Source organism: Streptomyces sp. NBC_00190 (assembly GCF_036203305.1).
In the GTDB taxonomy this organism is placed as follows: domain Bacteria; phylum Actinomycetota; class Actinomycetes; order Streptomycetales; family Streptomycetaceae; genus Streptomyces.
Genome location: NZ_CP108131.1, coordinates 1,308,222 through 1,329,702 on the forward strand (window position 1 = coordinate 1,308,222; position 21,481 = coordinate 1,329,702).

The 21,481-nt window shown below is 71.0% G+C and carries 23 protein-coding genes; 5 read left to right on the plus strand and 18 right to left on the minus strand.

All coding sequences use genetic code 11. The features are described from left to right. Positions 1–4 precede the first annotated feature (4 nt). Positions 5–1,060, minus strand: a complete 1,056-nt coding sequence (locus tag OG429_RS06505) for an NUDIX hydrolase (RefSeq protein ID WP_328924333.1) — start codon at positions 1,058–1,060, stop codon at positions 5–7. A 170-nt stretch (positions 1,061–1,230) separates the two neighbouring features. Here OG429_RS06505 and OG429_RS06510 point away from each other — a divergent pair, with 170 nt between their 5' ends. Further along, positions 1,231–2,217 (plus strand): LacI family DNA-binding transcriptional regulator, encoded by a 987-nt coding sequence (locus tag OG429_RS06510; RefSeq protein WP_328930179.1) that lies wholly within the window; start codon positions 1,231–1,233, stop codon positions 2,215–2,217. Positions 2,218–2,353: 136 nt separating this feature from the next. Here OG429_RS06510 and OG429_RS06515 read toward each other — a convergent pair whose 3' ends face one another. The 5 genes from OG429_RS06515 to OG429_RS06535 all read right to left on the minus strand — a co-directional run bounded on the left by OG429_RS06515 (position 2,354) and on the right by OG429_RS06535 (position 7,071). Continuing rightward, positions 2,354–3,652, minus strand: a complete 1,299-nt coding sequence (locus OG429_RS06515; protein ID WP_328924334.1) for a DUF6986 family protein — start codon at positions 3,650–3,652, stop codon at positions 2,354–2,356. A 163-nt stretch (positions 3,653–3,815) separates the two neighbouring features. Continuing rightward, a complete protein-coding gene (locus tag OG429_RS06520; protein WP_328924335.1) occupies positions 3,816–4,778 on the minus strand; it encodes an electron transfer flavoprotein subunit alpha/FixB family protein in 963 nt (320 codons plus the stop codon). A gap of 59 nt (positions 4,779–4,837) precedes the next feature. Then, positions 4,838–5,623: an electron transfer flavoprotein subunit beta/FixA family protein gene (locus tag OG429_RS06525; RefSeq protein WP_328924336.1), complete on the minus strand. Its 786-nt coding sequence runs from the start codon at positions 5,621–5,623 to the stop codon at positions 4,838–4,840. Positions 5,624–5,825: 202 nt separating this feature from the next. Next, on the minus strand, positions 5,826–6,356 hold the full coding sequence (locus OG429_RS06530; protein WP_328924337.1) for a flavin reductase family protein: 531 nt from the start codon (positions 6,354–6,356) through the stop codon (positions 5,826–5,828). A gap of 313 nt (positions 6,357–6,669) precedes the next feature. Beyond that, positions 6,670–7,071, minus strand: coding sequence for a TlpA family protein disulfide reductase (locus OG429_RS06535; RefSeq protein ID WP_328924338.1), 402 nt, complete (start codon positions 7,069–7,071; stop codon positions 6,670–6,672). A gap of 197 nt (positions 7,072–7,268) precedes the next feature. Between OG429_RS06535 and OG429_RS06540 the strand changes: the two genes are divergently transcribed. Next, entirely contained in the window at positions 7,269–7,991 is a 723-nt protein-coding gene (locus OG429_RS06540; RefSeq protein ID WP_328924339.1) for a lysophospholipid acyltransferase family protein, read from the plus strand. Between the two features lie 76 nt (positions 7,992–8,067). Here the strand turns inward: OG429_RS06540 and OG429_RS06545 are convergent, their stop codons facing one another. From OG429_RS06545 to OG429_RS06555, 3 genes are all read right to left on the minus strand, one after another. Next, entirely contained in the window at positions 8,068–8,538 is a 471-nt protein-coding gene (locus OG429_RS06545) for a hypothetical protein (RefSeq protein ID WP_328924340.1), read from the minus strand. Between the two features lie 128 nt (positions 8,539–8,666). Beyond that, positions 8,667–9,872 (minus strand): alginate lyase family protein, encoded by a 1,206-nt coding sequence (locus tag OG429_RS06550; RefSeq protein WP_328924341.1) that lies wholly within the window; start codon positions 9,870–9,872, stop codon positions 8,667–8,669. Positions 9,873–9,964: 92 nt separating this feature from the next. After that, positions 9,965–10,516 (minus strand): CGNR zinc finger domain-containing protein, encoded by a 552-nt coding sequence (locus tag OG429_RS06555; RefSeq protein ID WP_328924342.1) that lies wholly within the window; start codon positions 10,514–10,516, stop codon positions 9,965–9,967. 78 nt (positions 10,517–10,594) lie between these two features. On the opposite strand from OG429_RS06555, the gene OG429_RS06560 reads away from it, so the two are divergent. Next, on the plus strand, positions 10,595–11,842 hold the full coding sequence (locus tag OG429_RS06560) for an MFS transporter (RefSeq protein ID WP_328924343.1): 1,248 nt from the start codon (positions 10,595–10,597) through the stop codon (positions 11,840–11,842). Here the strand turns inward: OG429_RS06560 and OG429_RS06565 are convergent. From OG429_RS06565 to OG429_RS06595, 8 genes are all read right to left on the minus strand, one after another. Continuing rightward, entirely contained in the window at positions 11,778–12,380 is a 603-nt protein-coding gene (locus tag OG429_RS06565; RefSeq protein WP_328924344.1) for a transglutaminase-like domain-containing protein, read from the minus strand. The two genes, OG429_RS06560 and OG429_RS06565, sit on opposite strands and share 65 nt — an antisense overlap. Before the next feature lie 43 nt (positions 12,381–12,423). Then, positions 12,424–13,518 carry a threonine aldolase family protein gene (locus OG429_RS06570; protein WP_405680348.1) on the minus strand — a complete coding sequence of 365 codons (1,095 nt, stop codon included), beginning with the start codon at positions 13,516–13,518 and terminating at the stop codon, positions 12,424–12,426. Further along, entirely contained in the window at positions 13,497–14,258 is a 762-nt protein-coding gene (locus OG429_RS06575) for an SDR family oxidoreductase (protein WP_328924346.1), read from the minus strand. Before OG429_RS06575 ends, OG429_RS06570 begins: the two co-directional genes overlap by 22 nt. Before the next feature lie 26 nt (positions 14,259–14,284). Next, the gene (locus OG429_RS06580) at positions 14,285–15,691 is read right to left on the minus strand and encodes a DUF6421 family protein (RefSeq protein ID WP_328924347.1); all 1,407 of its coding nucleotides are present in this window, start codon (positions 15,689–15,691) and stop codon (positions 14,285–14,287) included. 81 nt (positions 15,692–15,772) lie between these two features. Further along, the gene (locus OG429_RS41390) at positions 15,773–16,087 is read right to left on the minus strand and encodes an alpha/beta hydrolase (protein ID WP_405680346.1); all 315 of its coding nucleotides are present in this window, start codon (positions 16,085–16,087) and stop codon (positions 15,773–15,775) included. After that, positions 16,021–16,407, minus strand: a complete 387-nt coding sequence (locus tag OG429_RS06585) for a hypothetical protein (RefSeq protein ID WP_328924348.1) — start codon at positions 16,405–16,407, stop codon at positions 16,021–16,023. Before OG429_RS06585 ends, OG429_RS41390 begins: the two co-directional genes overlap by 67 nt. 151 nt (positions 16,408–16,558) lie before the next feature. Further along, the gene (locus tag OG429_RS06590; RefSeq protein ID WP_328924349.1) at positions 16,559–17,137 is read right to left on the minus strand and encodes an HD domain-containing protein; all 579 of its coding nucleotides are present in this window, start codon (positions 17,135–17,137) and stop codon (positions 16,559–16,561) included. A 14-nt stretch (positions 17,138–17,151) separates the two neighbouring features. Continuing rightward, positions 17,152–18,270 carry a helix-turn-helix domain-containing protein gene (locus tag OG429_RS06595; protein WP_405680344.1) on the minus strand — a complete coding sequence of 373 codons (1,119 nt, stop codon included), beginning with the start codon at positions 18,268–18,270 and terminating at the stop codon, positions 17,152–17,154. A gap of 173 nt (positions 18,271–18,443) precedes the next feature. Here OG429_RS06595 and OG429_RS06600 point away from each other — a divergent pair, with 173 nt between their 5' ends. Together OG429_RS06600 and OG429_RS06605 are read left to right on the plus strand one after the other, a co-directional pair. After that, a complete protein-coding gene (locus OG429_RS06600) occupies positions 18,444–18,755 on the plus strand; it encodes a hypothetical protein (RefSeq protein WP_328924351.1) in 312 nt (103 codons plus the stop codon). Between the two features lie 642 nt (positions 18,756–19,397). Next, positions 19,398–19,877, plus strand: coding sequence for a hypothetical protein (locus OG429_RS06605; protein ID WP_328924352.1), 480 nt, complete (start codon positions 19,398–19,400; stop codon positions 19,875–19,877). A gap of 473 nt (positions 19,878–20,350) precedes the next feature. On the opposite strand, the gene OG429_RS06610 is transcribed toward OG429_RS06605, so the two are convergent. Beyond that, positions 20,351–20,890 carry a DUF3887 domain-containing protein gene (locus tag OG429_RS06610; protein WP_328924353.1) on the minus strand — a complete coding sequence of 180 codons (540 nt, stop codon included), beginning with the start codon at positions 20,888–20,890 and terminating at the stop codon, positions 20,351–20,353. Between the last annotated feature and the right edge of the window lie 591 nt (positions 20,891–21,481).

Below are 21,481 nucleotides of genomic sequence, written 5' to 3' on the forward strand. Positions count from 1 at the left end.
CCGGTCAGCCCACGGGGACGCCCGCCTCCAGGTACAGGGGGCGGCCCCGCTCCCGGGCGCGCAGGGCCCAGCGCAGGCGCTCGTAGCGGTGCCGCGGGAGCAGTCCGGCGGCCTCGTCCTCCGTGACGAAGCGCCAGGCCCGCAGCTCCGGGCCGGGCAGCCGGAGCCGGTCCTGCGCGCCGTCCGTGAGGCGGCCGCCGTCGAAGAGCAGGCGCAGCCCCCCGTAACCGGGCGGCTGCGGGGGCTCCCAGTCGACGACGAGGAGCCCGGGCGCCCGGTCCAGTACGAGGCCCAGTTCCTCGGCGACCTCCCGTACGCCCGCGCACCCGGGTGCCTCGCCGGCTTCGACGACGCCGCCCGGGAACTCCCAGCCCGCCTTGTACGTCGGATCCACCAGCAGCACCCGGTCCTGTTCGTCGAAGAGCAGCACTCCGGACGCCACCGTCTCCCGCGTGGGCTCCGGGGTCTGCACAATGTCGCAGACCCGGGCCTCCTCGGTGCGCACCGCTTCCGCGATCCGCTCCGCGGTCTCGCGCACGCTCAGGGCGCCGTTGTCGATGACGTGCGCGTCGGCGGTGAGCCAGCCGAGTGCCTGCTGGTAGACGGGGATGTGGTCGTAGGCCCACTGGCGGACCCGGAGGTCCACGTCCTGCGGCTCGCCCGGCTCCTCCCGCGTCGCGATCCGCTGTCGAAGGATCGTTTCCTCAGGGGCCAGCAGCACATGGCGCACCGCTATCCGGCGAGCCGCCAGACCGCCGAAGATCTCGTCCCGGTACTCCTGCCGGAGCAGGGTCATCGGTACGACCAGCACCCCGCCCAGTTCCGCGAGCATCGCCGCCGCCGTGTCCACCACCAGGCGCCGCCAGCTCGGCAGGTCCTGGTAGTCGGAGACCTCCGCCAGGCGCTTGCGCGGCAGCAGCACGCGCAGCGCGTCGCCGATCAACTCCGGATCGAACAGAGTGCTGTCCGGCAGGATTCCTGTCAGTTCGCGGGCCGTGCTGGTCTTTCCGGCGCTGAATGTGCCGTTGATCCAGACAATCACGTCTACCCCTCTCCCCATGGCTCCGCCGGAGCCCCCAGTGGCTTGCCCGCCTCACCCTGCCACGGAAACCTCACTATCGGCCGAGTGCATATCCTCAAGGTCACAGCGCCGCCCGATACTCCGGAGGTTTCCCCACCGTGCCCATCAGCCGCCGCCCGTCCGACCCCCGTTACGGAAACCGGCCGACCATGAAGGACGTGGCGGCCCGGGCGGGCGTGGGCCTGAAAACGGTGTCCCGGGTGGTCAACGGTGAGGCCGGCGTCACCCCCGACACCGAGCAGCGGGTCCAAGAGGCCATCGACGCCCTCGGGTTCCGCCGCAACGACAGCGCCCGCGTCCTGCGCAAGGGCCGAACCGCCACCGTGGGCCTGGTCCTTGAGGACCTCGCCGACCCCTTCTACGGCCCGCTGAGCCGCGCGGTGGAGGAGGTGGCCCGTGCGCACGGCGCGCTCCTCTTCAACGGCTCCAGCGCCGAGGACCCGGACCGCGAGCGGGAGTTGGCGCTCGCGCTGTGCGCGCGCCGGGTCGACGGGCTGATCGTGATCCCGGCCGGCGACGACCACCGCTACCTGGAACCGGAGATCCGGGCGGGCGTGGCCACCGTCTTCGTGGACCGCCCGGCCGGCCGGATCGACGCGGACGTGGTGCTCTCGGACAACTTCGGCGGCGCCCGGGACGGGGTGGCGCACCTGATCGCGGGCGGCCACCGCCGCATCGGCTTCATCGGCGACCATCCGCGCATCCACACGGCGGCGGAACGCCTGCGCGGCTACCGCGAGGCGATGGCGGACGCGGGCCTGCCCGTGGCCGAATCCTGGGTCTCCCTCGGCTCCACGGCGCCCGAGCGGGTCTCCGCGGCGGCCCGGGCGATGCTCGCGGGCCCGGAGGCGGTGTCGGCCGTCTTCGCCGGCAACAACCGCGTGACGGTCACCGTCGTACGGGTCCTCGCCGACCGGGAGCACCCCGTGGCCCTGGTCGGCTTCGACGACTTCGAACTGGCCGACATGCTCCGCCCCGGCGTCACCGTGGTCGCCCAGGACCCGGCGAAGCTGGGCCGGGTGGCCACGGACCGCCTCTTCCAGCGCCTCGCCGGAACCGACCTCCCCCCGACCCGGATCGAACTCCCGACCCGCCTGGTCCCCCGCGGTTCGGGCGAACTCCCGCCGACTGCCTGACGCCCCACCGGATCAGCCCGCACAGCCCGGGAGCGGCCCCCGCCGGGTCGGATGGCCCCGCCGGGTCGGACGCGCCTGAAGACGGCGAGGCCCGGCCAGGGTCTCCCCGGCCGGGCCTCGTGCGGTACTGCACGGCTCAGGAGGTCGCCGTCAGCGTCGCCGAGCGGCGCGGGATCGCGAAGGCGTCCAGTTCCGCGCGGGTCAGACCGGTCAGGGCGGTGACCTCGTCGGCGCCGACGGCGCCGCAGTCGAGGCCGCGCACCAGGTAGCCGGCCAGCGCCTTCGCGGTGGCGGGCTCGTCCATCACGTCGCCCTCGATCTTGGCGACGTACGCCTTCAGGCGCGCGGCGGCGGCGTCGAGGCCCTCGCGGTAGAAGGTGAAGACGGCCGCGTAGCGGGTCGGCAGGTGGCCCGGGTGCATGTCCCAGCCCTGGTAGTAGGCGCGGGCCAGGGCGCGGCGGGTCAGGCCGTAGTGGAGCTTCCAGGCCTCGTGGACGTGCTCGGTGGTGCCGATCGGCAGGACGTTCGTGGAGCCGTCGGACACGCGTACGCCGGTGCCGGCGGCCGCGACCTGCATGATCGCCTTCGCGTGGTCGGCGGCCGGGTGGTCGCTCGACTGGTACGCGGCGGAGACGCCGACGCAGGCGCTGTAGTCGAAGGTGCCGTAGTGCAGACCGGTGGCGCGGCCCTTGGCGGCCTCGATCATCCGGGCCACGGTGGCGGTGCCGTCGGAGGCCAGGATGGACTGGCTGGTCTCGATCTGGATCTCGAAGCCGATCCGCCCCGGGCGCAGGCCGCGGGCCGTCTCGAAGGCCTCCAGCAGCTTCACGAAGGCGCTGACCTGCTCGGCGTACGTGACCTTCGGGAGGGTCAGGACGAGGCCCTCGGGGAGTCCGCCGTTGGCCAGCAGGCCGGACAGGAAGATGTCGGTGGTGCGGATGCCGCGGTCGCGGACGTTGGACTCCATGCACTTCATGCGGATGCCCATGTACGGGGCGTTCGTGCCGTTGGAGAAGGCCTCCGAGACGAGGCGGGCGGCGCGGGCCGCGGCCTGGTCCTCCTCCTCGTCGGAGCGGACGCCGAAGCCGTCCTCGAAGTCGACGCGGAGGTCCTCGATGGGCTCGGAGGCGAGCTTGGCACGGACGCGGTCGTAGACCGGCACGGCCAGTTCGTCGGAGATGCCGAGCACCTTGGCGAAGGTGGCGGCGTCCGGGGCGTGCTCGTCGAGGGCGGCGAGGGCCTGGTCGCCCCAGGTGCGGATGGTGTCCGCGGCGAAGACGTCACCGGGCACGTAGACCGTGTGGATGGGCTGGCGGGTGCCGGGGTCGCCCGGGTAGTGGCGCGCGAGTTCCGCGTCCACCGGCGCGAGGGAGGCGCTGATGCCCTCGCTGACCGCACCTGCGAGGCTCGTCGCCACCTTCTCCTGCTGACCCATCGTGCACTCTCCTCTTTTCCGCTTCACGGAAGCTTAGATCCGCATAGCAGAATTTAGTCACGTGGTTCCGCTCCGTCAATGGTCCCTCTCCGGTCCTGGACAAACGACTCGGGGCCGTGCGGTGAGAATCACCACACGGCCCCGGGGACCACTTATCCGCAGGTCAGCCCTTGCGGACCTTGATCTCCTCGGTCAGCTGCGGGACGACCGCGAAGAGGTCGCCGACCACGCCGTAGTCGACCAGGTCGAAGATCGGGGCCTCGGCGTCCTTGTTGATGGCCACGATGGTCTTCGAGGTCTGCATGCCGGCCCGGTGCTGGATCGCGCCCGAGATGCCGGAGGCGATGTACAGCTGCGGGGAGACCGACTTGCCGGTCTGGCCGACCTGGTTGGAGTGCGGGTACCAGCCGGCGTCGACGGCGGCGCGCGAGGCGCCGACGGCCGCACCGAGGGAGTCCGCGAGGTCCTCGATGATGTGGAAGTTCTCGGCACCGTTGACGCCGCGGCCGCCGGAGACCACGATCGCGGCCTCGGTGAGCTCGGGGCGGCCGGTCGACTCGCGCGGGGTGCGGGAGACGACCTTGGTGCCGGTGGCCAGGGCGCCGAAGGAGACGGCGAGCGTCTCGACGGCGCCGGCGGCCGGGGCGGCCTCGACCGGAGCCGAGTTCGGCTTCACGGTGATGACCGGGGTGCCCTTGGAGACACGGGACTTGGTGGTGAAGGACGCGGCGAAGGCGGACTGCGTCGCCACCGGGCCATCGTCACCCGCCTCCAGGTCGACGGCGTCGGTGATGATGCCGGAGCCGATGCGGACCGCCAGGCGGGCGGCGATCTCCTTGCCCTCGGCGGAGGACGGGACGAGCACGGCCGCCGGGGAGACCGCGTCGTACGCGGCCTGGAGCGCGTCCACCTTCGGTACGACGAGGTACTCGGTGAACTCGGGGGCGTCGGCGGTGAGGACCTTGACGGCGCCGTGCTCGGCGAGCACGGCGGCGGTGTCGGCCGCACCGGCGCCCAGGGCGACGGCGACGGGCTCGCCGATGCGGCGGGCCAGCGTCAGCAGCTCAAGGGTGGGCTTGCGGACGGCGCCGTCCACGTGGTCGACGTAGACGAGAACTTCAGCCATGGGACTGCTCTCCTGCTATTGCGAAGTGTCTGGGGGCTTGTGAGGAGTGGCCGAAGTTCTTAGATGAACTTCTGGCCGGCCAGGAACTCGGCCAGCTGCTTGCCGCCCTCGCCCTCGTCCTTGACGATCGTGCCGGCGGTGCGCGCCGGACGCTGGGCCGCGGAGTCGACCGTGGTCCAGGAGCCTTCCAGACCGACCTCGTCGGCCTCGATCTCCAGCTCCTCCAGGTCCCAGGACTCCACCGGCTTCTTCTTGGCGGCCATGATGCCCTTGAAGGACGGGTAGCGGGCCTCGCCCGACTGGTCCGTCACCGAGACGAGCGCGGGGAGGGAGGCCTCCAGCTGCTCGCTCGCGGTGTCGCCGTCGCGGCGGCCGGTCACGGTGCCGTCCTCGACCTTGACCTCGGAGAGCAGGGTGACCTGCGGGACGCCCAGGCGCTCGGCCAGGATCGCCGGGAGCACGCCCATGGTGCCGTCGGTCGACGCCATGCCGGTGATGACCAGGTCGTAGCCGGCCTTCTCGATCGCCTTGGCGAGCACCAGCGAGGTGCCCATGACGTCGGTGCCGTGCAGGTCGTCGTCCTCGACGTGGATGGCCTTGTCGGCGCCCATCGACAGCGCCTTGCGCAGCGCGTCCTTGGCGTCCTCGGGGCCCACCGTCAGAACGGTGATCTCGGCATCGTCGGCCTCGTCGGCGATCTGCAGCGCCTGCTCGACGGCGTACTCGTCGAGCTCGGACAGCAGGCCGTCGACGTCGTCGCGGTCGACGGTCAGGTCATCGGCGAAGTGCCGGTCGCCGGTGGCGTCGGGCACGTACTTCACACAGACAACGATCCTCAGGCTCACGCCGGCTCTCCTACCGCATCGTCTTTTTCTGATACCGCCTTGTGCAGGCAGCATAGGCGCCTTGTCGGGCGGATCCCGGTCGGGGCGGCCCGCGCTCCGAAGGGAATGTTACTCGTCAGTACACCTTGGGTTCCACCAAGTCGCAAGGCCGGTCAACTGTGATCTGCCCAACGCCGCCCGACCCCGCCCAAGCAGGGACGATTCAGTCGCGCAACGCGTTGAAGCGACCCTGGTGGTAGAGCAGGGGGCGGCCTTCCCCGGCCGGATCCCCCACAACCGCCTCCGCGATGATCACACGGTGCTCGCCGGCGGGCACACGGGCCACCACCCTGCACACCAGCCACGCCAGTACGCCGTCCAGAACGGGAACCCCGTGGGGCCCCGTGCTCCAGCCGGTGCCCGGGCCGAATCGGTCGGCTCCGCTCCGCGCGAACAGGCCTGCGAGCTCCCGCTGGTGCTCGCCGAGTATGTGGACGCCGAGGTGCTCGCTGTCGCGCACCGCGGGCCAGCTGGAGGCCCCGGTGCCGATGGTGAACGAGAGCAGCGGAGGGTCCGCGGACACGGAGTTGAGCGAGGTGGCGGTGAAACCCGCCGGGCGCCCGCCGGTCTCGGCGGTGATCACGGCGACTCCGGCGGCGTGCTGCCGGAACACGGAGCGCAGGAGGTCGGGCGAGCCGGGGAGCCCTGTGTGGAATCGGGGGGACGGAGCCGTCGGGGCCGCGGGAGCGGTCATCGGGGTACTTCCTTCTGCCGCGGAGCACGCGGGCACTGTCGGGGATCGGGGACCGGGGGCGTTCAGTGATCCCAACAGCGCGCGCTCGCGTGGCGGACGAGGTCGACATGGACCCGTCCGTAGAGCAGGAGTTCATACGGCATGCGGCCAGCCTGGCGATCGCGCGTGTACACAGTCAAGCGGGATCCGGCAGATGTCAGGCGCGTCACGCTGCGTGCGGGCTCGCGGCACGGCGCGTGTGCCGGTGCTCACACCGGTGCCCGGACCGACGCGTCCACCCACACGTCCGCCGACCCGTCCACCTGCGCGCCTCTCAGACGGCGGCCCCCAGGGCGGCGATCACATCCGCCTTGCGCGGCATCCCGGACGCCCGCCGGACGATCCGGCCCGCCGCGTCCAGGACGAGCACGGTCGGGGTCTTCTCGATCCCCAGCGCCCGGACGAGTTCGAGACTGTCCTCGGCGTCGATCTCGATGTGCGCGACGCCCTCGACCATCGCCGCGACCTCGGCGAGGATCCGCCGGGTGGCCCGGCAGGGCTGGCAGAACGCGCTGGAGAACTGCACCAGGCTGGCCCGCTCCCCCGGCTCCGCGCCCAGTTCCGCCGCGCCCAGCCGGCCCGGCGCCTCATCCTGCCCGCGCACCCGCACTCCCGTCGTCGCCCCGGCCGTCACCCCGGCCTTCACCCGGCCGTCACCTTCGTGTGCGTACATCATCGACGTACGCTCGTACGGGAACGAAGCGCCCACCGGACCTGCATGATTCCCGGCGTGACGAGAATCTCCCCGGGCACGGCCGTCTGGGCTGGCCAGCAGCGCGCGCATGGGGCACGATCCCCAATGGCGCGTAACCTACGCTGCCGTAACTTCCGGCCGGGAGCACCTCCCCAGGCAGAAAGCGGGGTCTCCGCACCATGGCTGAGTTCGTCTACCCCCCGGTGATCGGCGCCGCGCACACGCTCTTCCGCGCGCTGGACATCCGTATCGACATGAAGGGCACCGAGAACATCCCGCGCAAGGGCGGGGCGGTCCTGGTGTCGAACCACATCGGCTACCTCGACTTCATCTTCGCCGGCCTGACCGCGCGGCCGCAGAAGCGCCTGGTGCGGTTCATGGCGAAGGAGTCGGTGTTCCGGCACACGGTGTCCGGCCCGCTGATGCGCGCGATGAAGCACATCCCGGTGGACCGCGCGCAGGGTGAGTCGGCGTACCAGCACGCGCTCGACTCGCTGCGCTCCGGCGAGATCATCGGGGTGTTCCCGGAGGCGACGATCTCCCAGTCGTTCACCCTCAAGAGCTTCAAGTCTGGTGCGGCGCGCATGGCGCAGGAGGCCGGCGTCCCGCTGATCCCGGTGGCCCTGTGGGGCACCCAGCGCCTGTGGACCAAGGGTCGCCCGAAGAACCTCAAGCGCAGCCACATCCCGGTGACGATGCGCGTCGGCGAGCCGCTCGAGGCGCCGACGGACCAGTACGCCGGTGCCATCACCCGGCGGCTGCGCGAGCGCGTGCAGGAACTGCTGGACGCGGCGCAGCGCGCCTACCCGGAGAAGCCCAAGGGCACCGAGGACTCGTGGTGGCTGCCGGCCCACCTGGGCGGGACCGCCCCGACGCCTGCCCAGGTGAAAGAAGCGGGCTGATCCCCACCGCGGACCGCGGCCCCGTCCCTCCAGGGGACGGGGCCGCGGTCGCACCGGGATCCTGGCGCCGGGCGCCTCAGCCCGGGTAGGTCCTGCCGTCGGGCAGCTGCGGCGGGTCCACGGTGCCGGTCACGGCGATACCGCCCGCGACCGTGTCGTCCTCGGGGGGACCACACGGTGCGACGATGCACTGCCATTGGGTCGGCTTCCCGGGGGTGACGATGATCCTGTCGTCGGATGAACCGCCCTTGCCCGGATGCTTCTTGCCCCACTTGCCCCACTGGCCGGACCGGTCCTTGCCGGGCTGACCCTTGGTGGGCTGATCCTGGTCGGGGTTGACCTTGATGGTGCCCTCACTGCCGGGCGGCTGGACCAGGAGCAGGTTGGACTTGGTGCTGTTGTCCCCGTCGCTGCCGTCCGCCACGATCGTGTGCGGTGTCGCCGGGGTGGCGGCGAAGGCGGTGGTGGGCACCAGCACGCCTCCGGCGGCTATGGCGGTCGAGGCGGCGAGCAGGGCGAGGCGTCGCTTTCGAAAGGGGTGGGTCATTGCGGTTCTCCTCTGGCGGGAAAGGTGGAACGGACACCACCAGTACGCCTCGCCGCTCCCGTCGCGTCACGCCCCTGGATCTCGTGGCTTGACGGCCCGCAGCGACTGCGCTAAGCCGCGCCGACCGCTCAGTTGGGGTTGTCGGCGTGGGTCAGGGTCTCCCATGCCTCGAAGTGGTTCTCGGTACCCGCCGGGCGCCGCCCCTCGGTGAGCCTGCGGGTGTTCTCCATGGTCACGCCGAGCCGGGTGTGCAGGGCGTTGTAGCCGACCTCGGTCGCCGGGCCGATGCCCTTGGCCAGGGTTCCGCCGCACAGCCAGGACGGCACCGCCTCGCCGAGTTCGTACTTCGCGTGGAAGCCGAGCGCGTGCCGGAAGCGGTCCTTGAACTGCGGGTACAGGTCACGCCCCTGGATCCGCGAGGTCTCGGCGACGTGCATGGTCGCCGCGATCCCCATGCCCGTGTGGCCGAAGTCCCGGCAGGTCTCCTGGGCGAGGCCGTCCACGAAGGTGCTCTGGCCGTGCCAGTACTCCACCAGCTCGCTCCTGGTGTCGATGCCGGAGCGTGGCGGGTACACGGGCTGCGCCCCGTCGGACGCCAGGTAGAAGTAGGCGGGGACGCGGCCGAGGTAGATCCCCATCGCCTTGTCGTAGCTCGCGCGGTCGTCGAGGTGGACGGCGATGCCGACGGCGGCGTCCATCATGATCAGTTCCCAGTTGCCGTTGCTGTTCGGCCGGCCGTTGATGACCTCGGGCAGGTAGACGTCGCGCAGCATGGTCGCGAACCGCCCCTGGCCCGGCCAGCCGCCGTCGTACGTGTGCTTGACGATCTCGGCGGCGCGCGGCCAGGTGGATCCCGCCCAGCCGCTCTGCAGCGGGGCGTTGCTGTTGGTGTGGTCCTTGATCTGCGCGGACCAGGCGTCCATCAGCTCGATCGACTTCTTCGCGTACCTGCTGTCCCTGGTGATGTACCAGGCGAGCGCCTGGGTGTAGGCGGCGATGGCGTCCTCGCGCTCGTCGGAACACCCGATGTCCGGGTTCGAGTACGAGCCGCACTCGACGACGGCGCGCGGCTTGGGCGTGCGCGACAGCGAGCCGTACTTGCTCGCGAGCATGGAGTCGAAGGCCGACTTCCACGGCTGCTGTCCCGCCTGCACCTTCGTCCGTACGAAGTCCAGCTGGGCGCGGCTGCTCAGGACTCCGGGGTGGGCGAACTGCGCGGGCGCGGCGGGGGCGGGGGCGGCGGCGGGGGGCGCCGCGAGGGTGGGGACGGGGACCACGGCCGCCGCCAGGCCGAGGGCCAGGGCGGTGAGCGCGGCGGGCAATCCGAAACGCATGGGGGGCCTTCCGGTGGGAGGGGTTCCGGCGCCCTTGAAAGTACTCATGCCCATGCCAAGCCGACAACGATATCCGACAAGAAACTTTCCTGTCAGCTCTCCCGCCTGCGGCGGCGATGGGCGGCGACGCGCGCCCGGCCGGCGCACGTGGTGGAGCAGTACCGGCGGGCGCTGCCCGGCCCGGTGGCGAGGAAGAACCGCCCGCAGCCCGCGGCGGCGCAGGCGCCCCAGGCGATCCGTCCGTACTCGGTGAGCAGCTGGGCGAGCGCGAGGGCGCCGGAGGCGAGGAACCAGTCGCCCCAGCCCGCCTCCTCCCCGCGGTCCACGTGCAGGTGCCAGGGGTGGCCGTCGTGCCGGGTCAGCCGGGGCCGGGTGGCGCACTCGGCCAGCAGCGCGTTGAGGGCGTCGGCGGCACGGTCCTCGTCGCTCTCGCCGAGCACCCCCGCCATCCGGCGGACGGCCGTGCGCAGTTCGGCGGCGCCCGCCTCGGAGAACGCCTGCTCGGTGAGGTCCGACGGACGCTCCCCGTGCCCGGCGAGCAGCTCCGCGAGGGCGGCGCGCGGAAGTTCGGGGTCGGCGCGGACCGCGTCTGCGAGGTCGATCAGCCGCCGGGCCGCCGAGAAGCCCTCTCGGGAGTCCGCCATGCCAAAGTCCTTTCCCCTTACACGCGAATGGCGTAACGTCTTGTGCGCCTATCACGTTACACACTGGGGGGTCCGGGGATGAGCGGGTTCGGGCGGTACCTGGCGGCGGCGCTGACCGCGCGGTTCGCCTCGGAGGGCATGGGGATGGCCGTGGTGCTGCTCGCCCTGGAGCGCACCGGGAGCGCCGCGTACGGGGCGTTCGTAGTGACCGCCTGGCTGGCCCCGCACGTGCTGGCGGCCCCGCTGGCGGGCGCCGCCGCGGCCCGGGCCCGCCGGCCGAGGCTGTTCCACGTCGGCGCCCTGGCCGGGTTCACGGCCGCCGTGGCGGTGCTGGCCGTACTGCTGGGCCGGGCGCCGATGCCGCTGGTGCTGGTGGTGGCGGCGCTCGGCGGCAGTTGCGGGCCGATGGTGACGGGCGGACTGTCCAGCCTGGTCACGGGACTGGTCCCGGCGGGCGCCGGGCGCGACCGGGCGTACGGCTGGGACGCCTCCACCTACAACGCCGCCTCGGTCACCGCGCCCGCGGCGGTCAGCCTGGCCGCGGCGCTGGGTTCCGCCGCTCCCGCGATGGCGGCCCTGGCGGCCTCCGGCGCGCTGGCGGCGGTGTTCGCGGCCACGCTTCCGTACGAGGACCCGGGCGCGGCCCCGTCGAAGGGCGGACCCCGGGCCGGGCTGGGCGCGGGGCTCGCAGCCCTGTGGCGGGTCCGGGAGCTGCGGGCGGTCACCTCGGCGACGACCGTGGCCTTCGTCGGCGTGGGCGCCCTCACCACCACCTCGGTCCTGCTGGCCGACGGGCTCGGCAGCCCGGGCGCCGGGGGCGTCCTCATGACGGCCTTCGCGGTGGGCGCGCTGGCGGGCTCGCTGACGCTGGGCCGGATGACGTCGGTGGAGCCGGGCCTGCTCGTGCGGTGGGCGCTCGCCGGTACCGGGGTGGCTCTGGCGGCGGCCGCGTTCACGTCCTCGGTCGCCGCGGCGGCGGCGCTGTTCGCGGTGGCCGGGGTGTGCGACGGACCGCTGCTCACGGCCACGCTGCGGATCCGCTCGGAGTACGCCCCGGACGAGGTCCGGACGCAGGTGTTCACCCTGGGCGCGGGGCTGAAGGTGACGGCGGCGTCGGCCGGGGCGGCCCTGGTGGGGCTCGCGGCCGACGCGCCCGCGTGGACGCTGCTGACCGGGATCGCCGGACTGCAGCTCGCGGCCGCCCTGCTGCACGCGCTGACGGCGGCGCGGGAGCCCCGCCCGTCGGCGGCGCTGTCGCCGGTTACAGCGCCGTCGGAAGCCTCCGCCACAACTCCGGCCGGTCGGCGGACTCCTGGAGGGCCTTGAGCGCGGCGGGGTGCGGGGCGGCGTACAGCACGGGGTAGTCGATCTCGCCGAGCTCCGGGCGGACGGGGAAGGCGAGTCGTTCGCCGTCGAGGCTGAACCGGGCGTCCACGCCCGGCTTGTTGCCCCGCGGGTCCTGGCGGTGCCAGCGCGAGTCGCCGGGCAGGCGCAGGGCGATCAGACCGTGGATCACGGGATTGGTCCCGTCGTCGTCCGCGAGGCGCTGGTAGCACAGGGCCGTCGCGATGCCCTGGGCGCGCAGGAGGGCGGCCAGGGCGTGGGACTTGGCGTAGCAGATGCCGTTGCGGGTGGCCAGGACGTCGGAGGCGCGCCAAGCGACGCGCGGGTCGCCCGAATCCCCCGAGTGCGGGATCGTGTCGCGGACGAACTCGAAGGCGGCCTCGGCGTACGCGTGCGCGTCGCCGCCCGTCGCGGTCCAGAACGCGTCCGCGGTTTCGCGCACGAGCGGGTGGTGGTGGTCGATGGCGTCATCGGCCGCCAGGTAGGCGGCAAGGCCGGTGTGCTCCTGGATCAGTTCCATGATCCAGGAGCATACCTATGCCGCTTTTTGCATATCTATTGAATTAGCGGGCGAGCTCTTCCTTGAGCGCCTGGAGGAAGCCGTCCACGTCCTCTTCCTGGGTGTCGAAGCTGCACATCCAGCGGACGTCACCGGCCGCCTCGTCCCAGAAGTAGAAGCGGTAACGCTTCTGCAGCCGCCGCGAGACCTCGTGCGGCAGCCGCGCGAACACCGCGTTCGCCTGCACCGGGTAAAGGATCTCCACGCCGTCCGTCTCGCGCACGCCCGCGGCGAGACGCTGCGCCATCGCGTTGGCGTGCCGGGCGTTGCGCAGCCACAGGTCCTTGGCGAGCAGCGCTTCCAGCTGTACCGACACGAACCGCATCTTCGACGCGAGCTGCATCGACATCTTGCGGATGTGCTTCATCTGCCGGACCGCGTCCGGGTTGAGCACCACCACGGCCTCGCCGAACATCATGCCGTTCTTGGTGCCGCCGTACGACAGCACGTCCACGCCGACCGTGTTCGTGAAACTGCGCATCGGCACGTCGAGCGCCGCGGCGGCGTTGGCTATCCGGGCGCCGTCGAGGTGCACCTTCATGCCGAGGCCGTGGGCGTGATCGCAGATGGCCTTGATCTCGTCCGGGGTGTAGACCGTGCCGAGTTCGGTGTTCTGGGTGATCGAGACGACCTGGGGCATGGCCCGGTGCTCGTCCTCGAAGCCCCAGGCCTCCTGGTCGATCAGCTCGGGGGTGAGCTTGCCGTCGGGGGTGGGCACGGCGAGCAGCTTGATGCCCGCCATCCGCTCGGGCGCGCCGCCCTCGTCCACGTTGATGTGGGCGGTCTTGGCGCAGATCACGGCGCCCCACCGGTCGGTCATGGCCTGCAGGGCGACGACATTGGCGCCCGTGCCGTTGAAGACCGGGAAGGCTTCCGCGTACGGACCGAAGTGGCTGCGGATGACCTTCTGCAGGTGTTCGGTGTACTCGTCGTCGCCGTACGAGACCTGATGGCCGCCGTTGGCCAGAGCGACGGCCGCGAGCAGCTCGGGGTGGATCCCCGCGTAGTTGTCGCTCGCGAAACCGCGCACCGCCGGATCGTGGTGCCGCCGGGCATCGGTCTTCCCGGCATCGGTTCTCACGGTTGCGGAGTGAGCCACAGACGCTGTCCGTTCACATCGGTGGCGGGCCGCTCCCAGACGCCGGCGATGGCCTCAGCCAGCTCCTTGACGTCGGTGAAGCCCGCGAACTTCGCATTGGGACGCTCGGCGCGCATCGCGTCGTGCACCAGTGCCTTGATGACCAGGATCGCAGCCGCCGCCGCGGGGCCCTCGTCACCCCCCGCCTTGCGGAAGGAGTCCGCCATGGCCAGGGTCCAGGCCTCGGCGGCCGCCTTGCCCGCGTTGTACGCGGCGTTGTTGGCGACCGGCTTGTGCGCGCCGGACTGGCTGACCAGGACGAAGCGTCCGCGGTCGCTGCGCAGCAGTCCGTCGTGGAAGGCGAGCGAGGTGTGCTGGACCGTGCGGATGAGGAGCTTCTCCAGGAAGTCCCAGTCCGCGAGGTCGACGTCGGTGAAGGTCTTGCTGCCGCGCCAGCCGCCGACGAGGTGGACGAGACCGTCGATCCGGCCGAACTCCTTCTCGGTCCGCTCGGCCCACGCCTTGGTCGCGTCGAGGTCGAGCAGGTCCACGGTGTCACCGGTGACGGTGGCACCGCCGTGGGCGTAGCGCGCCGCGTCCACGGCCTCGGCGAGGCGCGCCGGATCGGCGTCGGACGCCACGACCACCGCACCCGCTTCGGCGAGGCGGAGCAGGGCGGCGCGGCCCGCGGGCCCGCCGGCCCCGGCCACCGCCACCACCGCTCCGTGCAGCTTTCCGTTGCCGTTCCCGGAGCCGTTCATCTGTTCAGCCTCCTGAGGGCGAGTGCTCACGCGGCGGCCCGATCGGCGTTCTCCGCGTTGCCGGCCGTGATGCCCTTGGTCGAAGCGATCACGCTCTTGAGCTTCTTGGCGAGGGCCTCATAGAACATGCTGAGCGGAAACTCGTCCGGAAGCACGTCGTCCACGAGCTTGCGCGGAGGCTGCGTCATGTCGAGGGCGTCGGGCCCCTTGGCCCACTTGGAGCCCGGGTGCGGGGCGAGGTACGTCGAGACCAGCTCGTAGGCCTTGAACCAGTGGACGAGCTTCGGGCGGTCGATGCCGGCCCGGTAGAGGTCCTCGATCTCGCCGCACAGCTGGTTGGTGACCTGCGGGGCACGCATCCAGTCGATCTTCAGCTTGTTGTCCGTCCAGCGCACGACGTCGTGCTTGTGGAGGTACGCGAAGAGCAGCTGGCCGCCGAGGCCGTCGTAGTTGCGGTTGCGGTCGCCGGACACCGGGAAGCGGAACATCCGGTCGAAGAGGACGGCGTACTGCACGTCGCGGCCGTGCTCGTTGCCCTCGGACTCCAGCTTCACGGCCTCCTTGAAGGCGGTGAGGTCGCAGCGCAGCTCCTCCAGGCCGTACATCCAGAACGGCTGGCGCTGCTTGATCATGAAGGGGTCGAACGGCAGGTCGCCGTGGCTGTGGGTGCGGTCGTGGACCATGTCCCACAGGACGAAGGCCTTCTCGCAGCGCTCCTGGTCCTCGACCATGCGGGCGATGTCCTCGGGCAGCTCGATGCCGAGGATGTCGACGGCGGCCTCGGTGACCTTGCGGTAGCGGGCGGCCTCACGGTCGCAGAAGATCCCGCCCCAGGTGAAGCGCTCGGGGGCCTGGCGCACCGCGATGGTCTCCGGGAAGAGCACCGCGGAGTGGGTGTCGTAGCCCGGGGTGAAGTCCTCGAAGGTGATGCCGAGGAACAGCGGGTTGTCGTACCGGGTGCGCTCCAGCTCGGAGAGCCACTCGGGCCACACCATCTTGAGGACGACGGCCTCGAGGTTGCGGTCGAGGTTGCCGTTCTGCGTGTACATCGGGAAGACGACCAGGTGCTGGAGCCCGTCGACGCGCTCGGCGGCCGGGTGGAAGGCCAGCAGGGAGTCCAGGAAGTCCGGCACCTGGAAGCCGTCGGCGGCCCACTTGCGCAGGTCGTCGACGAGCGCCTGGTGGTACGCCGTGGCGTGCGGGAGCAGCGGGGACAGCGTCTCGACGGCGCGGATCACGCGCCCGACGGCAGCTTCGGCGGTGTGCTGGGCGGGTGCGCCCTCGACCCCGAAGGCGATGGACCCGTCCGCGGACTGCCAGGGGCGGATCTCCTCCACGGCGGCCTTGAGCTCGGGCCACGCGGGGTGGTCGACCACCCGCGCCCCGGCGGTTATCACGGCACCGCCGACACCCGGCACAAGAGTTTCCGTCATGTCACTTCCTCCACAGGAGAACCTCACGTCAAGGCAGCGTAAACGTGTGAGGCTCTTCCGCTCAAGTGGTAACTCGGGAAATTATCCTGCGCGACCCCCTGATTCACCGAAAGTCTTCCCGTTCGTCAGCGTGGAACGGATGGCTCCGCCCAGTCGCGACATGGCCTGTCGAGCCTCCGGCAGCACCCCGGCCAGCGCCAGGAAGCCGTGGAACATCCCGTTCCGGAAGTCGAGGACCGAAGGAACTCCGCTCTCGCCCAGCCTGCAGTGGTACGCCAGCCCGTCGTCCCTCAGCGGGTCGCACCCGGCGACGAGGGCGCTTTCGTGCGTTACGAGGCAAGTTCCTTCTTGATCTGAGCGGCCTCCAGGCCGGCGTCCCGCTTCGGCATCGTCCACCGGTAAGCCTTACCCTCCCCGTCGGTGTAGATGAGGATGCCGCCAGCGTGGACGGTGTCAAGGTCGAACACAGCCCCGTCCAGGACGAACGATCCCGGCTGCACGGTCCGACCCGCGTTGAACGAGTCCGCGACCACATTGAACGCTTCCCCGTTGCCTTGCGCGATGGCCTGCCCGTCGGGTGCTACCCAGCTCCAGCCGCCACCGTCGATGGGTGCGACCTGGTCGGCTGCGACCGCGGTAGTTGCGCGCGCCTTGTAGGCAATGAAGGCGAACGTAGCCTTTGTCGGCTTCGTGACGCTATTCCCAGTGGTGTACACGAGCTGGTCGGGGTGATCTCAAGTCGGCCGGTACCGCCCGCGCCGACTGTCTCCGCGGGCTGCCCGAGCTGGAGCGCTGCGGCCGGCGGGGCCGACGCGGACCCCCTCTCGGCCTTCAGCCTGGGAGGGGGCCTCTTTCGTGCGTCCTGGGTCAGGGCTTCTCGCCGATGGCCGCACGCAGCCAGTCGAGAGTGCCCTGGCCGAGGAGCTCGTCGGCGAGCCGCTGGCCAGACTCCGTCGTCAGCCGCGCTCGGCTGTTGTCGATCCATCGCTGCGCAGCCTCGTACCCCTGGGCCTTGTACTCAATGCCCTGGAGCATGCACTCCAGCTTGTCCGCGTCGCGCGCGCAGATCGCCTCCGGCGAGTCCTTCCCCTCGTACTCGGCGACCAGCTCCTGGATCGCCGACGCGAGGACTTCGGGCATGCCCGCAGTCTGGTCGGCCGTCACCGCCTGCGGGTCGGCGCTCGTCGCGTACTTCTTCCCGAGGTGGTTGACGTCCCCGGTGCGGGTCTCCTGCGTGTCGTGCCACACGGCGAGGAAGGCGGCGCGCGCGGGGTCGGCGCCTTCCAGCTTTGCGATGATCGACGCGATGAGCGAGGTGCGCCACGAGTGCTCGGCTACGCTCTCGGGGGTCCTGACGCCAGCCATCCACCAGCCCGTTCGGGCGGTGTGCTTGAGCGTGCCTGCCTCGTAGAGGAAGCGCGCCACCGCAGACAGGTCGTCAGCCACTATGTCTCTCCTTCTCACGCCTCGGCGAGGCGGATCGCGTACCAGATACCCTCCAGCTCTCGGCGCGCACGCGTCGAGGCTGTAGTGCTATCCAACAGCACGGGCAGCTGTGCACGCAGCGCGCGGCCGGCGTCTGAGCCGGTGCGGAGCAGGCCCGGGCGCGCGGCCAGCAGAGCCCACAGAGTGTGCACGTTGAGATCGAAGAAACCGTGCTGCGGCGCGAGGCCGCTGACGAGGTGCTGAAGCAGCCGGTGCCCGTGCCAGGACATCGTGCCGGGGGCTGCGATGAAGTCGTCGGAAAGCTCGGGGTACACCGACTCCCCAATCCAGTAAGCCCAGTAGCTCAGGTTGGCCGCCTCCCCAGCCTCGTCATCGTCCAAGGTCGTGGAGATGAAGTGCCGCATCCGGTCTCGGTCTCCCTGCCGTGCAGCCACGGCGGCGACGGAGCGGGAGGTGAGCCACTGCGTGAGCCAGTCGGACGACCGCTCGGCCTTCCGCTGCTGGGCCAGCCAGTCGGATGTGTCCGACGCGTCGTCGTAACCGGCGAGGTACAGGGCCTGCCTGCGTAGAAGGAACTGCCCGTCCTTCTGGGATTCCTCAGCCATGCGCCGCATGTGGCCGAAGAAGCGACGGTGCTCGTCCCGCGTGAGCTCGGGCCGGCTGGCGGCGGGCCCGCGGCGGGGGCGTGACGGCGCCTGTAAAGCCCGCATGGGTTCGGGGGTGACGCCGTTCAGCGGCCAAGCGAGCACCTCGACGAGGTCGCGCTGCATGACCCAGGCGCCGAGCGGGCTGTCGCCCGGGGTGCCCTCGTCGTCTAAGGCACTGGCCAGCAGAACGTCGGCTTCCAGGGCCTTTTCCAGAGCGATGAGCAAGGCGGAGCTGGCGCCCATCCGCATGAGGCGGTGTCGATGCACGAGCATCTGGCCGACGGCGAGGGAGGTAAGCGGCCGGCGGCCGGTCTCCCAGCCAGCGACCGTGTCCGCTGAAACAGCGAACGCCTCCGCGAGGGTCTCCTGGGTGTGGCCGAGCTGCTCACGAATGACGCGGAACAGGTAGCCGGACACTATGCCTCTGCGGACCCGCCGGGGGGCGCCCTGACTGGCGGTCAGGGTAGAAGTCGGGGTGGTGCCCATGACGCTCCCTCTGCCTAGGCGTGCGTGCCAAGTAACCCGTACTGCCGGTCACTTCGAGCGGATCGGCCTGAAATCTACGCTCGTGGCTGTGGTCACCGGGCGCTCAGCGTAGCGCCGATGAGTGCCGCGGGAGACCCGCTCGACACCCCCTGACGAGGCTAGGGAGCACCGGCATGTCCAGCAAACGGCCTGATCTGGAACAGGCGGCCGCCCTCACGGCAACCGCCCTTGTCCCTCTCGGGCGTAAGCCCTCCGAGGTCAAGATCGCCGGTATTACAGACGGGCTCATCGATCAGGAAGTGCTCCTGGCGGCCGCCGTCGAGCACCTCCCCGGCGGAGCCGTCGCGCGAGCTACCTGGGAAGGCCTCGTCTTCCAGGGCCCTGAGGACACACCGCTGGGAAACTGGGCGCACTCCCGGGCGCTGGCCCGCACGGTCAGGCGGATGACCGAGATCATGTCGGCCGCGCCCAAGGCAGTCCGATGACCGCGGTAACGAGGCTCTGCCACACGGCCCCTCTCCCCCGGGCGCACGGACTGCCCGTAGAGGTCGCCGCTGGCCGAGCGTGCGTAGCGTGCGGACAGCGGCTCACCACCGGCGCGGTCCTGCTCGGCCGAGCACCGGGCCGTCACGGCGCCCACGACGTGAGCGTCGAGGTATGGGCCTGCCCCGCACCGGAGGGGGCGTAGTGACAGCCATGCGCCGGATGGACGAGGAGGCCTTTGACCTCTCACGGCTCCGGATGACGGTCGAGACATCAGCGGCACATCCCGAGGGCGTCTGCACGCTGGAGCACATGTTGTGTGCCGGCTGCCGGATGCTGGCCCGCATCGCGACCCAGTACGGCGGCCCCATGGCCGACTGCCGGATCTGCTGTTACGCCTGGGCCGTCCAGCATGACCCAGTGCGCTGCTGGCAGAGAGTGGATGTCTACGGGCCGTGGCTCTCGCTGCGGGCCACGTGACCGAGCGCGTGCGTCAGGCCCTGTACCTCGTGATCCTGATCGGCACCCTCGCCGTGATCATCATCGGCACCGTCTGCCCCTAAGAGTCCCGCCCGGCCGCGTATCTGCCAGGACCCACGGCCGGGACGGGTTGCACCACCCCAACGCAACTACTCGGAGGAATGATGACAACTCCCACTACCCTGGAAGCGTCCGCCCGACACCTGCTTTCGGCAGAGGGCTTCAGCCGCGTCGTACACCTCGTGCAGCGCGACAACGAGGGCATCGACCTGGCGCTGGCCGAGCGCATTACGGACGAAGCGATCAAGTTCGTGGCGGCGGCCGCGACGGCCACGGGCCGACACCTGCGCCCCTCCAAGGCCGTGGACATGGGCTGGCATGCGCTCATCCTCCACACGGCCATGTACCGCGGGCTGTGCGCGTCGCTCGGCCGGTTCGTGGACCACCGGCCGGAGGGCCCGGAGACCCTGCGCCGCGACGCGGACACCTTGGACCACGCGATGGACGCGATCCGGGGGGCCGGGTACGAGCCGGACGCCTATCTGTGGGGGCCACTGGCGGACACGGAGATCCACGCCGGGGACTGCATGCACAGCGAGTGCACGGAGGGCGGGTCGGCTTGCGCTGCCCCGCCGATGGCCTGACTCCTCCCGCTCCCCTACAGTCGACTACGTTCCGCGAGGAAGGGGTTGCTGTGAGCGAAGAGGCCGGAGGGCCGGAACGGGGAGTGTGGATTGACCCTCGATTCCACAGCATGGTTGCGGGCTGGTCCGCGAACCGGGTTGAGCGCCGACCCGGGAGGCGGCCGCGGCGAGTCTGCCCGCATGGGTTCGGGGTGACCGTCATGGTCGATCCAGAAACGTGCACGCCCCGTAATGTCCAGTGCGGGACGTGCTACCCGCTTGAGGACTGATTCACAACGACTGCCCCGGCCGGAGCCCCCTTCCGGCCGGAGCTACTCGCGTACGAGGTGCGCGAGGGGGACGGACTAGCTAGGAAGTGTCCTGGCGATCATGACGCGGGCAGCCCGGCGGTCGCCCGCCCCCATCTGCCACCGCAGTCTGGCAACCTTGGATGACGCCCAAGCAGCCGGCCAAGGCCCTGCACGTGGGTTGATCTACGAGACCGGCGCTCCTGTCCAGAGGAAAAATAGAGAAGCGATGCTTCCGTCCTTGTGGAAGGTCACGCGGAACTCCGCAGGTGTGCGTTCCATGCGCAACGGCACCTTGACCGCAGTGAACTCGCCGAATGCGACGTCCTTGGGATCCCCGTGTGACTGATAGCGTCCGAACTGATTCTGGAAGGTCTTCCATGCCGTCGCGAGGGTGGCTGGGGGCAGTTGTGTACGCATCGTCGCATCGAAGCGGGCTGTGGCCGCGGTGAAGTTGCCCTTCACGATGTCGTCGAGCGTCTGAAGGGCGATCCGGTCGTATCGAGTCTGAGCCGGGGTTGCTGCCGAGGCCGAGCCCGCGACCGTCGTGGTTGCGTGGGCCTGCACCGCAGCCAGCGCGACACCGTTGGCCAGCAACAGCGCGCAGGCCGCCAGCGTGATGGTTGCCACCGCCTGGACCAGTTGCCGCTTGCTGCTGAGCGTTGTGTCTCTGTCGGACATCAGGACCACGACCTTCTTCAGCCCGGCGGGTCCGGATACGTCCATCTTGCTCCACTCGCCCTCCCCTCGCCTGCGGGGGAGCGGGACCGCCAGCCGTCCGCCCGGAGGGTGTTTGATCCGTTGTTCGGAGCGGGAGTCGAAGCGGAGGTGGGCCACTGCGGGGCCTGACAGCGCGGGTCCGTGCGGCGGCGCAAAGCCGGCGTGGGGGGGTTGCGACGGCCCCGGGCTCGCTCATTCTGCACCGACTGCCTGCCGAGGCCGGCCCGTTGCCACTCGCGCGTCTCCGCCCGGGCCGCCGGGCCGCAGCCGAGCACCGGACACCCCGACAACCGGTACGGCCCTTCGTCTGCCGATGGCCCCGGCGGCGTGGGCCCTGTCCCCGACTGCCCCTCAACTCCCAGCCGGACGGCAACGGCACCGTGTCATTGCCGTCACACCTCACGCCTCTTTCGCCCCGGGCGCCGTACGCGTCTGTTCCCGGGACGCCCCGTACCCGCGAAGCACCTCCACCAGTAACCCGAGCTGCCGGGCCAGCCGTCCCACTGCGGCCGGCGGGGCTGCCTTCACCTCGTCCGGTGCGAAGCCCAGCCACGGCAGCGGGCACGCCGACAAGGCCACGCGTTCACGCGAGGGACC